Raw genomic sequence first — 12,752 nt, 5'->3', positions numbered from 1 at the left:
ATCTGCGATCCCCATCAGCGCACCTCGATCGGCGCGCTGATGACGGTGCCGGCCACGTTCCTTACCAATACCCGGTAGGTGCCAGGCAAGGACGTGACCACGCGATCGCGATCTGCTCCGGGAATCAACTCCCCGTCGCGCAACCACTGGTATTCCAACGGCGGCGTGCCCTGCGCATCGACATACAAGCGCGCGCCGTCCCACTTCGCCGTATCCCAGACCGGATCCGTCAAATCGCTTATCGTGGGGACCGACGATCCCGGGACACCGAACGCGATATCGGAGGCCTCCACACGCAGACCGGCGACGCTGGACGTCGCCATGCGTCCCCGCAAATCGGATACAGTGGCGATGAACGTGAGCTCGTCGGCCGGAGCAAGATCGGCCGGCCGACTCCAAAAGACGCGGTAGGGCGCAGTGTCGTCGACGCCGAGGATTTCTGTTTGGCCGGGACGCGACGCGCGCTGGAGCGCAAAGGTGACTTCGGCGTAGCCGTCGTCGCCACTCACTTCCGCCGCGATTTCCTGCCGACTCGGAAACAACAAGCCATCAACCTCCCGCACGCTGAATTTGAGCTTCGCGGCTCCCGCCGGTTTGGCCAAAGCGATGCGCAGCGGCTCGGTCGATGCGGGCAGCGGCTGTGACGCCCGCCACAGCGCGAATTGCAGCGGCGCCAGCTCCACCGTCACACGGCCGCCATCATCGGTCACCAACGTCGTCGCCGAGCCATCGCTGGCGAAGAGCGGATCGAGACCGGCCCCGGCAGGCTGGCTGGTGGGCAGGGACGACCGCAAGGTCACGCTGCGGGAGTTGTTGAAGGCGGCGAGGTATTCGATGCGTTCGCCGCGCTCCAGGCGCGAGAAGGCGGCCAGGCCCGGTTCATCTCCGAGGCGCGGCAGAAGCGCCCCGGTGCGCAGGGCGACGTGCTCGGCGCGCAGGCGGCCGAGCTCGGCGAAGAGGCGGTAGAAGGGGTGGCTGCGATCGTATTTGTCGTCGGCGCCGGTGCGCTCGGTGCCGAGCAGGTCGGCGTCGCGAAACAGCGGGGCCTGGGCCGCGAAGAGGGTTTCGCGGGCGCGCATGTCGTGGCCGCCGCGGCCGATGAGGCCCTGTTCATCACCGTAGTAAATGACGGGCTGGCCGCGGGCAAAGTAGAGCAGACCGTGCCCGAGTTTCACCAGGTCGGCCAATTGCTCACGGGACGCGCCCGGGTTGGCCTCGGCGAGGAAGTAGGCGAAACGCCCCGCATCGTGGTTGCCCAGGAACGTGGTGGTGGTGTGCACGTTGCTGTCGTGGTCGACGTAATAATCGTCGCGCGCAAAGAAGTCCGCCAGCGCTGCGGCCGTGCCGCCCTCGGCCACAAACTTGCGCGCCGCGACGAAGAAACCGAAGTCGAGCGTGGTGTCGATCGGCATGCTGTTGGTGGAAAACTCACTCAGCACCGCGGGGTCGCCGGCATCGTTGTAGACCTCGGCGAACTGCACGAAGTCGGGCCGGCCGAGCTGCCGCGCCAGCTCGCGAATCGCCGGCGCAAAGGCCTGCCAAAAGGCGGTGTTCACATGCCGCACCGTATCGATGCGAAAGGCGTCCACGCCGAACTCGCGCTGCCACCAGGTGAAGATGTCGATGAAGCCGCGCACGACCTGCGGGTGTTCGGTGAAAAGATCATCCAAGCCCGCGAAGTCACCGTGGGTGGAGTTTTCCCCCACGAAGGTCGTATTGCCGCGGTTGTGGTAAAGCGTGAGATTGTTCAGCCAGGCCGGGTGCTTCACGGTCTCCTCGCCAGCGGGAACCCACGGCCGGTAGGGGAAGCTCACATCGGCCGCGAGCGCCGGAAAGGCGGCGGCATCGTTGAGGCCGTTGAACGCCACCGCCCGAGACATAAAAACCTCGCCCGCCGCATCGCGATAGGGCGCGTCCTTGATTTCCCGATACGCATGATCGCCCGCGAGCTGGATGACGTCGGCCGTGTGGTTGACGATGATGTCCATGGTGACGCGCATCCCGCGGGCATGGGCGGCGGCCACAAAAGCGCGAAACTCGTCGTTGCTGCCGAGGTGCGGATCGATCGAATGGAAATCAGTAATCCAATAACCGTGGTAACCGGCGGTGCCCTGTTGCATGGGCTTGTTCTTGAACGGCGGCGTCACCCAAACCGACGTCACGCCCAGCTCCTGCAGGTAATCGAGGTGGGCGGTGAGCCCGGCGAAGTCGCCGCCGTGGTAATGGGAGATGCGCGTCGGATCGAAACCCGTGACATCGGGTCCGCCCTCAAGGCCGCCGGAGTCGTTGGTCGGGTCGCCATTGGCGAAACGGTCGGCGAGCACGAAATAATAGGTCTGACCCGCGCCCGGGTGGGTGAAACGCGGCACGACCAGCGGCGCGGACTCCGCCCGCAGCCACGGCGCCATCCCACCGCCAAGCAGCAGGAGGAGAGCGAACCAAGGGCGGAAGCGAGCGAGCGGGGTAATCGGCATCCTCCCAACGAAGACCGCCGCCGACCGCCCTGCAATTCGCCCGCGCGGGACAGGACTTGCATCCCTCGGAGAAAACCGGGCCCGCGCCCCCCGACCGGCTTGCCCGCCCTCGCCCTCAAGTGTTCCCGCGGGCGTCCGATGGAGGAGGGTTTAACCTACTCAAGCGCTTTGATTTCCGCGCGTTTCTCCTCAAATTCAAGTCGCTTGCCTTAAAGGCGTAATCCCTCCTTCACTTTCGCCCCCTTCCCCCTCCACGCACTCATGCGAAAGATTCTCCACCACAGCGCGACGGCGTGGATCATCCTGCTCACGTCTCTCGGCGTGACCTTCCTAGGCTGGCGCGTGTCGAGCGGCTATGCGGAACGGCGGGCGAAGGAACGATTTGATTTCGCGGCCGAGGAGGCCGAGACCCTCATCCGCAAACGCATGCTGGAGTATGAGCAAGTGCTCCGTGGTGGCGTGGGTCTGATGGCGAGTTCGGACCGCGTGACCCGCGACGACTGGCGCCTCTACGTCGAGCAACTGCGGGTCCAGGACTACTTTCCCGGCATCCAAGGCATCGGCTTCGCTCGCGTCCTCGAGCCCGACGAGGTGCCCGGTTTCGAAGCGCGGGTGCGCGCCGACGGTTTCCCGGACTTCGCGGTCACCCCGGCGGGTGAACGCGAGGTCTACACCTCGATCGAGTTTCTGGAACCCTTCGACACCCGCAATCGTCGGGCCTTCGGCTACGACATGTTCTCTCATCCGGTGCGCCGCGCGGCCATGGAGCGCGCCCGCGACACCGGCGAGGCCGCGATGTCGGCCAAGGTCATCCTGCTGCAGGAAATCGATTCGGACGTGCAACCCGGCGTGCTGACCTACCTGCCGCTCTATCGGACCGGCGCCGCGCTCAACAATGTCACCCAACGGCGAGCCGCTCTGCTCGGTTACGTTTACGCCCCCTTTCGCATGAGCGATCTTATGCGTGGCATCCTCGATCACACGCGCCGGGAGGTCGACGTGCGGGTCTACGATGGCGCGAACACCGGGCCCGATGCCTTTTTGCACGACACCACCGGCAACGGCGTCGACGGCACCGACCCCGCGACGGAGCCCACCTACCGCGAGCAACGTCGCGTCGAGATCTCCGGTCACCCCTGGACACTGGAATTCACCACCAACTCCCGCTTTGACGACGCCACCTCGACCCAACAGCCCGCCCTCATCGCCGGCACCGGCGTCGTCATCGACACCCTGCTTTTCATCATCATCGCCACGCTCGGTTCTCACTATCGGTCCCAGGCGGCGCGGGCGGATGCGGCCACCTCCGAGTTGGCCACGGCTGCGCAGGTCCACGATGCCGTGGTCGCAAGCTCCGGGGCCGCGATCATTGTCACCGACCTCTCTGGAACGATCCAAGTCTTCAATCCAGCCGCGGAATCACTGCTCGGCTATCGCGCCAGCGAACTGGTGGGCAAAGCCACCCCGGCCGTGTTCCACGATCCGGAGGAAGTCGTCGAGCGCGCCGCGCAATTTTCGCTCGAGCTCGGCGCCACGCTCGAACCCGGATTCCGCGTGTTTGTGGCCAAGACCGACCTCGGGCTCCCCAACACCCACGAGTGGCGCTATGTGCGCAAGGACGGCTCCGCGGTCCCCGTCCTGCTGTCGGTCACGGCGATCCGGGATGCCGACGGCGCGATCCTGAGCTACCTCGGGGTGGCCACGGACAACAGCGAACTGCACGCCGCACGCACCCGCCTCAACGACACCTTGGCCGAGGTCCGTTCCCTCAACCGCGCGCTCGACGACCATGCCATCGTGGCGATCACCGATGTCCAAGGCACCATCACCGAGGTGAACCAAAAGTTCTGCGACATCTCCGGTTACAGCCGGAGCGAACTGATCGGCCAGAACCACCGGATGATCAACTCCCGCACCCATGACCGGGAGTTTTTCCAAAACCTCTGGCGCACCATCGCCGGCGGCAGGGTCTGGCACGGCGAGATCCGCAACCGGGCCAAGGACGGCACCTATTACTGGGTCGAGACGACCATCGTGCCGGTGCTCGATCCGGAGCAGAAGCCCCAGCGCTACATCTCCATTCGCACCGACATCACCGCCCAAAAGCGCAGCACCGAGCTGCTGAACGAATCGCAACACCTGGCCCGGGTCGGCGGTTGGGAATACATCGTTCCGCTGGGTCGGGTAACGTGGACGCAGGAGGCCGCCCGCATTCATCGGGCGACCCACACCCTCTCCGCCACGATCGAACAAAAACTCGCCTTCTACCGCAGCGAGGACGCCGCGCGCCTGCGTGAGCACCTGGACCGCGTCGTGGCCGACGGCTCCTCCTTTGATCTCGAGTTACGGACCAAGCATGGCGACGGCGAGCCCACGCGCTGGCTGCGGGTGACAGGGCGGGGGGAAGTGACCGATTCGGGCATCTATCGGGTCAGTGGCTCGGTGCAGGACATCGATGAGATCAAACACAACCAACTCGCCTTGGCTGCCTCGGAGGCTCGCTTCCGCACGCTGGCGTCTACGCTACCGGTCGGGCTTTGGGAGGTCGATGCCGAAGGTTATTGCCTCTACACCAATCAAGCCTGGCAGGACACCGCCGAGATGACGCTCGAGGAAAGTCTGGGACGCGGCTACGCCGAAGCGGTCCATCCGGAGGATCGCGAAGGCCTGTTCGCGGCTTGGGAGCAGGCCGTCGCGACCGACACCCTGTTTTCCCACGACTTCCGCTTCAAAACCAAGAGCGGCAAAATCCGCTGGGTTCACTCCATCGGCACCGCCGCACGCCGGGACGGCAAGGTCGTCGGCTATGTCGGCGGCAACCTCGATATCACCGACCGCAAACACGTCAGCGAACTGCTGGAAAAGACCCAGCGCATCGCCGCCATCGGCGGCTGGGAACTGGACCTGGTCACCAACACCCTCACGTGGAGTGAGCAGACTTACCGCATTCACGAAGTGGAACCCGGGACACCGGTCGCGGTTTCCGAGGCCATCAACTTTTATCACCCCGACGACCGCGAGCGCATCTCCACCTGCGTGAACCGAGCCATCGCCGACGGGGTGGGCTGGGACGAGACCCTGCGGATCATCACCGGCACCAGCCAGGAACGGTGGGTGCGCGCCGTCGGGGAGGCCGAGTTCCAGAACAGCAAACCGTTTCGCTTGCTCGGCACCTTCCAGGATGTCGACGAAACCAAGCGCGCCCAACTCGCCCTGGTCACGAGCGAACAACGTTTCCGCACGCTCACCGCCGCGCTCCCCGTGGGAGTGTTCGAAACCGGCGCCGATGGTCGCTGCACCTACACCAACTCCTCCTGGCAACGCATTGCCGGGCTGAGCGCCGAGGAAGCCGTGGGCGACGAATGGGGGCAAACCCTGCACCCCGACGACCGTCAAAACGTCTTTGATACCTGGAGCGAATCGATGGCGCAGTTGAGCGACTTCGAACTGGAGTTCCGGTTTCAACACCGCGACGGCGCGGTGCGTTGGGTGCACTCCTCCGCCACTCCCATTCGGCGCGACCACCATGTCGTCGGCTTTGTCGGGGTGCTCGAAGATATCACCGAGCGTCGCGCATCGGTCGAACGCATGGCCGCATCGCTCACCGAAAAGGAGGTGTTGCTGCGCGAGGTGCACCACCGGGTGAAGAACAACCTGCAACTGGTGGTGAGCCTGCTGAAACTCCAGGCCGCCGGCATCAATGACCCGTTGGCCCTGGAGCAATTCCAGGAAAGTCAGCGCCGGGTCCGCACGATGGCGATGGTGCACGAGATGCTCTACGCGCATACGTCCCTCGCCCGGGTCCAGATCGATGTCTACCTCACCCAACTGGCGCAGGGCGTGACCCGCAGCTTCCAGTCGCAGGACATCAAGGTGGCACTCGATTTGAACCTCGCTCCGGTTTCTTTGACCCCCGACCAGTCGATTCCGCTCGGCTTGATCGTCAACGAGATGCTCACCAACGCGCACAAGCACGGCGCGCGCCCGGGCCACGAGCTTCGCGTTCAGCTTACGCTCACCGAGGTCGGTCGCGGTCACCTCGTGCTCACCTTGGCCGACAACGGCCCCGGCATTCCTCCCGATCACGATCCGACCCAGTCAACTTCCCTGGGAAACCGTTTGATCTCGTTGCTCAGCAAACAGATCCGCGGCGATTTGACGTCGCCCAAACCTGGCGAACCCGCACACTATCGCTTGGAATTCGCCTACGACGTCAGGGACGAACCGCGCCGCATCGACCGCCAGGCCTAACCCACCCTTCCATGTCCACGACTCCTCCTATGCCCACGACCTCTCCCGTCCGTATTTTGGTCGTCGAAGACGAGGCTATCCTCGCCGAAGACATTCGCGAATCCCTCCAGCGTCAGGCCTACCGTGTGGTCGGCACGGTGGACAACGCCGCCGATGCCCTCGCGCAAGTCGCCAGTGAACAGCCCGACTTGGTGATGATGGATATTCACCTGGCCGGTGGCGACGACGGCATCCAAGTCGCCGCCCGCCTCCGAGAGGAGGTTGACCTGCCGGTGATCTTTCTCACCGCGCACAGCGACCCGGCCACGCTGGACCGCGCCAAACGCACGAGTCCCTACGGGTATCTGGTGAAACCGTTCGAAGACCAGGAGCTGCGCGCCTCGATCGAAACGGCGATCTATCGGCACAAGTCGGACTCGCAGTTGCGGCGCATGGAGCGCTGGCTGCGCACCACCCTGCACAGCATCGGCGACGGGGTCATCACCGTCGACCTCGCCGGCCGTGTCACCTTCATCAATCCGATCGCCGAACGTATCACCGGCTGGTCCCGCCAAAGCGCCTTGGGCCAGCCGTATCAGCAGGTGTTCGTTCTGCGGGACGAAAACAACCAACGGGTGTCGGATCCGATCGACCCCGTCCTGCAACAGGGTGAGTCCCTGCACTTCGACAACGCTTTCAAAATCGACACCAAGGATGGCGACCGGCGACGCATCGACGACTCCATCGCCCCGATCCGGGACGAAAACGGCGTCATCAACGGGGCCATCATCATCTTTCGCGACGCTTCGGAAAAATGGGAACTGGAGCAGTTCCGGCAAAAGGCGGAACGACGCATGCAGGAGGCCCAAAAACTTGAAAGCCTTGGGGTGCTGGCCGCCGGCATCGCCCATGATTTCAACAACCTGCTGGCCATTGTCATGGGCAACGCCGAGCTCATGATGGGACAGGACCACTTGCGGGAAGAAGACCGAACCTGCCTCCGCGAAATCCGGGGAGCGAGTCAGCGCGCGGCCACCCTTTGCGAGCAGATGCTCACCTACGCGGAGAACGGTCAGTTCGAACTCAAGCCCGTCAACCTGAGCGACCTCCTGCAAACCTCGGCCAAACTGGCTCCGCGTTCCTTCACCGATCGCATCGAGGTAAGGTTGGATCTGCCGCCCGAGCTGCCGCCGGTGCTCGGTCACACCGGTCGCCTCCAGCAACTGTTCACCAACCTCGTGCTCAACGGCGCCGAAGCCATGGGCGATCGCTCTGGCACCATTGAAGTGATCGGGCGCCAGGTCGAAAAGCTGCCGGACAACCTGCGGGTGTCGCCCGACCAGATCAGTGCCGACACCGCGTGGTTGTTGATCGCGGTCGAAGACCAAGGGCACGGCATCACCAACGCGACGCTCGACCGCATCTTCGATCCATTCTTTAGCACCAAGTTCGCCGGTCGCGGCCTGGGCCTCTCCATCGTCTACAACGTGGTCCGCCTCCACAACGGCGGTATCGCAGTCATCTCCGCACCCGACGTCGGCACGCGTTTCGAAATCTATCTGCCGGTTCCGACCGGGGTTAGCGTGGCCCCAAGCATGCCTTCTGCCTCGTCGGACTGGCGCCCCCGCCAGCCCGGCAAGGTGCTCATCGTCGACGATGAGCAGCCGGTGAGTCGCACTCTGAGCAACATGCTCGAACGCTACGGTTACCTCTGCCGCGTGTTCAACAATCCGCAAGAGATCGTCGCGCAAGTGAACGCGCTCGAAGATGTGCAGGCCGTTTTCCTCGATCTCACCATGCCCCAGATGTCGGGCATCGAGGTGCAGCGCCGTCTGCGCGAGGTCTGGCCCAAGCTGCCCATCGTGCTGACCACCGGTTTCTCGGCGGAGTCGGTGCAAGAGCTGATTGAGATCGACGCGCACACCAGCTTCCTGTCCAAGCCGTTCACCCTGAACTCACTGGCGGATGCGCTGAAACAGCTCGAGACATGAGCAGGCCGGGCGCAAAGCCCGACAATAACCAGCGTGGTCTCAGGCCAATTCGCAGGCGCCGCCGGCACAGGCGATCACCTGCTTGAGCTCGGTGATGTCCTCGTCCTCGCAAAGCTCGGTGTAACGAACTTCTCGATACTGCAGGCGATTCCAACGATCGACGTCCGCGGCCGAAATCACCGCCTCACGCGGTGCCTGGGCGTAGGCCTTGTCGCCGCAGTCCTGCAGCAGGGCCACGCCGGTGAAGGAGTCGCGGTGATTCCAGATCGCGTCGGCCACCGCATCCCATTCGTCCGGCTTCACCGTCACGGTGCAGGACACGTTGTGATGCAGCCCCTTGGAGTGTTCCTCGTGGCGGCGGCCGGCCTGCACCCAGTTGCGCTGCACGTGGCGGATGTAGTCGAGGTGCGTAAGGGCGTCGAGGTCCTCGCGGTAGATGCCAAACTCGGGCCCCTCGACCGGGAAGGTGATGACCTCGGTGCGACCGTGCGGATCGTAAACACTCTCCTCCACCATGTGGGGATTGTGCTTTTTGAAATGCTGGAAGACCGGGCAGAGCTTGTTGGACTGCACGCGGCGGAAATAGCGCACCGCGTGATGCGGGTGCACCCCGCTGGAGGTGCCGAGCAGCAGGCTGGCGGTGCCCTCCGGTTTCACGCAGGTCGTGCGCGCTGCCGGATGAATGCCCAGTGCGCGGGCGACGATGAGGTTGACTGTCTTCACCACCTCGGCGCCTTGGCGCAGCACCTCGGCATCGAGCAGGACGTCGGGGCGGTCGAGCACGCCACAGATCGACACGCCGAGCAGCGCCTCGCGTTCGGTGATGAGCCGGGAAACCGGGGAGAGGTAGTGAAAGTCGGTGTAGCCGGCCTGCAGCGTGCCGATGAGCGCGGCCTGCGCACAGAGCTCATAGAAACGCGCCGGCGAATCGGCCGCGGCCGAGGAGAGCGTGGTGAGGTTGCAGAACTGCACGCCGGTCAGCGTGTCGCCGTTGTTGAGCTCACCCTCGTAGCCGAGCTCGCGCAAGCGGTCCGCCACCTCGGGCGTGACGGTGAGCTTCGGATTCAGCCCGATTTCGACGCAGGGATTGGCGCCATGGTCGGCGTCTTCCACGAAGTAGAAGCCCGGCTCACCAAACTGCTTCTGCGCTTCGAAGAGCCTGTTGAACTGCTCGCGGGTCGCCTCGGACCGCACGATCACGGCGGAGTTGTTGGAGGCCGAACGCTGCGGATTCACGTCGAACCAGTTGCCCGTCTTGGCCGCGCACATTTCGGCGTCATCAGCCGAAAAAAGACAGATGGTAGCCGAACGGCGGATACCGCCGGAGAGCACCGCCTTGGCGCCCCACATGAGGCAGTCGTAGGCCTCGATCGGCTTGAGCTGGCGACCGGCCGCGCCCTGCAGGACCGACTCGATCTTGCGCAAGGCATGCATGAGCGGCTCAGGGCCGGGGGCCTTGCCCCCCGAGGTGCGCAGCGGCGCGCCGGCCGGCCGGATGTCGGAGTAGTCAAAGACCACCCGACGACCTTCGACATAGGAGGTCACCAGTTCATGCAGCGCGTCGGCCCAGCCCTCGATGGTGTCACCGACGACCCAAGTCGTCGCGCCGGCATCGGTCGCGGGCCGCGGGGCCAGCGCGGGCAGGCGGGCAACGTGTTGCTGCTGCACCGAAAAGCCCACCCCGCAGCCGCAGAGCAACAGGTAGAGGCTTTCGCGAAAGGCCTCCAGGCGATCGATGTGCATGAAGGCGCAATTGTAGATGCGCGTGTGCTTCTTGAGGATGGCCTCGCCGCCAAACTGGAGGCTGCGCATGGAGGGCAGCACGCGCTTCTCGGCCACCGCCGCGAATGCATCGGTGATCGCGTCGTGCAAGGAGTTGAGGTTGCCCAGTCGCGCCAGCGAGCGCGCATCGACCTCGTTGTTGCGCAGCGCCTCCGCCGCGACCTCCAGCAGCGAACGATCGGCGTAATGGCCCAGGTGCATGTTGCGCACGCGCTCCACCGCCTCGGTCCAGGTCTCGCGCCGACGCTTGGTTTCGTCGTAGCGCGCATAGCGGGACACCGCGATGTAGTCCTGCAAACCGTTCAAGTCGTGCCGCACCGGCGCCGGCGATCGCCCTCTATCGGAGGCGGTTTCGGACGAGGAAGAGGGCACGGACAAGGACGGATCAAGATTCATGACGACAGGACTCCACGGTAAAGCTGAACGGGGTAGGACGAGTGCCGCCCGCTCCCACAGGTTGTGTCGAGCGGCAACGTCCACCCCAACATATTGGGGTCCTGAAATGCAAACCCGATTGCTGCGCAATTTTTGTTTCGGCGCATTTGAGCACAATCCACGCGACCGGGTGTAACGTGTCCACCGCGGCTCGAAGCCGCTGCCGGCGTGTCCGAGGCTTCCCGCCTCGGTGGGTCCATGCCTCCCCCTCAGCCCGCCGCTCGCACGCGATCCTGCAGGCGCTGCCAAATATCGAGCAACGCCGTGAAATCGGCCTCCTTGGAGGCGCTCGTGATCACGTAGTCGAACTTTTCGCGCTCCTGCTGCTCGCGCTCGGCGGTGATCATCCGGCGATCAATCTCCTCGACGCTTTCGCCGCGACCTTCGAGGCGGGCGCGCAGTTCGTTGATCGGCACATCGATGTAGACCGTGCCCATGTGGCGAGCGAGCAGCGGATTCGCCGCCGCGGCGCGGCGGAAGTTGTCCACCCCCTGCACGTCGACGTTGATGATGAGGTTCTGGCCTTGCGCGAGCGGATCGAGCACCGAGGACGCGAGGGTGCCGTAACGGTTCTTCCGGTGCACCCAAGCCCACTCGAGGAAGGCCCCTTCGGCCACGCGCTGGTCAAACTCCTCGGCCGAAAAAAAGTGGTAGTGCACGCCGTTGACTTCACCGGGACGCGGCTCGCGCGTGGTCGTCGTCACGACGCGGGAGAAGCCCTCAGCCTGCGCGACCATGCGCTCACACAGCGTGGTTTTGCCGGAGCCGGCCGGACCGGCGAGAACGAGGAGAACGGGGACGGCCATGGCGATCAGTAAGTCAGGCCCACGACCGTGACGGCCGCGCCGTAGGCGGCGATCAACCCGCCGACGAGCTGCGCGCGGCCAGGTTTGCGATACAGCCAGTTGAGAAAATCCCGCGCCCGGAAAGGCGACGCGCCGAGATAAACCGCCAAACCCGCCGCGACGAAAACGGCGATCTTGTAGAGATAGATGCGCCCGCCATCGGTGAGTTCGCCGTAGTTCCAGTTCATGTAACCGGGATCGAGCAGGTTGGTCGCGCCGAGCAGCACAAGCACGCAGGCGCCGCGCACCGCGAGGAAGTCCGGCACCCAAATGAAGGCGCCGACCGCAACGAGGGTGAAGAACACAAAGAGCTGCTTGCGGAACTGCCCGAAGTCGGCCTCCGACAGGTGCCAGATGCGGTAGAGAAACCACGCCGCGCCGAGTCCGAAGAGGACGAAGGCCATCGAGCGCGACCGCGGAAAGCGCTTGAGCGACGACACCACCGCCGGCGCCGGCAACAGAAACACGACGCCCAGGGCGAGGAGGAGGAAACCAGTGATCAGGGTGGCGACGGTGAGCGACATGGGAGGGAAATCTTTCTCTTTATTCTTTCTCTTTATCTTTATCCCCACCGTAGGACTGCGCTTCTTCCGCAACTCGGCCCTCACCGGAGAAGCGCGCCAGCAAACCGCCGAGCATCGAAACGATTTCGATCAGCTGGTCCTTTCCTTCCTCCGCCACGGTGAGATCCATCACTCCACGCGCCACCAGCACATCAAGCGCAGCGGCACATTCCACGGCGGAGCCTCGCGCGATGTCGAAATAGCGACAACGGTCCGGGAAGGATCGCTTGCCGTTCCCTTCGGCGAGGTTGAGCACGATGCTGGTGGAAGCCCGATCAAGTTGGTCACGCGCGGCCAAGCGGCTGGGGAGCGCTTCCATGATCGGTGTAACCCAGGCACAAAACGCCACGGCGTTTTGGTAGACCTTGAGGTTCTCGTGATCGAAGTGGCGGCGCATGACAGACGGGGAGGAAGATGGAAGGATTCCGGTCA

General features: G+C 64.4%; 7 protein-coding genes. 2 read left to right on the top strand and 5 right to left on the bottom strand.

The features are described from left to right. Window positions 1-14 precede the first annotated feature (14 nt). Window positions 15-2,474 (bottom strand): alpha-amylase family glycosyl hydrolase, encoded by a 2,460-nt coding sequence (locus AC0MRV_RS19925; RefSeq protein ID WP_472766274.1) that lies wholly within the window; start codon window positions 2,472-2,474, stop codon window positions 15-17. Between the two features lie 261 nt (window positions 2,475-2,735). On the opposite strand from AC0MRV_RS19925, the gene AC0MRV_RS19920 reads away from it, so the two are divergent. Both AC0MRV_RS19920 and AC0MRV_RS19915 read left to right on the top strand, forming a co-directional pair. Beyond that, window positions 2,736-6,725, top strand: a complete 3,990-nt coding sequence (locus AC0MRV_RS19920; RefSeq protein ID WP_472766273.1) for a PAS domain S-box protein — start codon at window positions 2,736-2,738, stop codon at window positions 6,723-6,725. A 29-nt stretch (window positions 6,726-6,754) separates the two neighbouring features. Further along, window positions 6,755-8,695 carry an ATP-binding response regulator gene (locus AC0MRV_RS19915; protein WP_472766272.1) on the top strand — a complete coding sequence of 647 codons (1,941 nt, stop codon included), beginning with the start codon at window positions 6,755-6,757 and terminating at the stop codon, window positions 8,693-8,695. A gap of 39 nt (window positions 8,696-8,734) precedes the next feature. Here AC0MRV_RS19915 and AC0MRV_RS19910 read toward each other — a convergent pair whose 3' ends face one another. The 4 genes from AC0MRV_RS19910 to AC0MRV_RS19895 all read right to left on the bottom strand — a co-directional run bounded on the left by AC0MRV_RS19910 (window position 8,735) and on the right by AC0MRV_RS19895 (window position 12,717). Then, on the bottom strand, window positions 8,735-10,849 hold the full coding sequence (locus tag AC0MRV_RS19910; RefSeq protein WP_472766271.1) for a glycyl radical enzyme family protein: 2,115 nt from the start codon (window positions 10,847-10,849) through the stop codon (window positions 8,735-8,737). A 272-nt stretch (window positions 10,850-11,121) separates the two neighbouring features. Next, window positions 11,122-11,718, bottom strand: coding sequence for a guanylate kinase (locus AC0MRV_RS19905; RefSeq protein ID WP_472766270.1), 597 nt, complete (start codon window positions 11,716-11,718; stop codon window positions 11,122-11,124). Between the two features lie 5 nt (window positions 11,719-11,723). Further along, window positions 11,724-12,281: a hypothetical protein gene (locus AC0MRV_RS19900; RefSeq protein ID WP_472766269.1), complete on the bottom strand. Its 558-nt coding sequence runs from the start codon at window positions 12,279-12,281 to the stop codon at window positions 11,724-11,726. A 19-nt stretch (window positions 12,282-12,300) separates the two neighbouring features. Continuing rightward, the gene (locus tag AC0MRV_RS19895) at window positions 12,301-12,717 is read right to left on the bottom strand and encodes a four helix bundle protein (RefSeq protein WP_472766268.1); all 417 of its coding nucleotides are present in this window, start codon (window positions 12,715-12,717) and stop codon (window positions 12,301-12,303) included. Window positions 12,718-12,752 lie beyond the last annotated feature (35 nt).

This window comes from Actomonas spartinae, from assembly GCF_051209155.1.
GTDB lineage: Bacteria > Verrucomicrobiota > Verrucomicrobiia > Opitutales > Opitutaceae > Actomonas.
Note: the sequence above shows the minus strand (reverse complement) of the source record. Positions and strands in the feature narration are given on the sequence as shown.

Bases quoted from the DNA above. Each gene is read 5' to 3' on its own strand.
- AC0MRV_RS19920 (WP_472766273.1), top strand. From the start codon at position 2,736: ATGCGAAAGATTCTCCACCACAGCGCGACGGCGTGGATCATCCTGCTC.
- AC0MRV_RS19915 (WP_472766272.1), top strand. From the start codon at position 6,755: ATGCCCACGACCTCTCCCGTCCGTATTTTGGTCGTCGAAGACGAGGCT.
- AC0MRV_RS19900 (WP_472766269.1), bottom strand. From the start codon at position 12,281: ATGTCGCTCACCGTCGCCACCCTGATCACTGGTTTCCTCCTCCTCGCC.
- AC0MRV_RS19925 (WP_472766274.1), bottom strand. From the start codon at position 2,474: ATGCCGATTACCCCGCTCGCTCGCTTCCGCCCTTGGTTCGCTCTCCTC.
- AC0MRV_RS19905 (WP_472766270.1), bottom strand. From the start codon at position 11,718: ATGGCCGTCCCCGTTCTCCTCGTTCTCGCCGGTCCGGCCGGCTCCGGC.
- AC0MRV_RS19895 (WP_472766268.1), bottom strand. From the start codon at position 12,717: ATGCGCCGCCACTTCGATCACGAGAACCTCAAGGTCTACCAAAACGCC.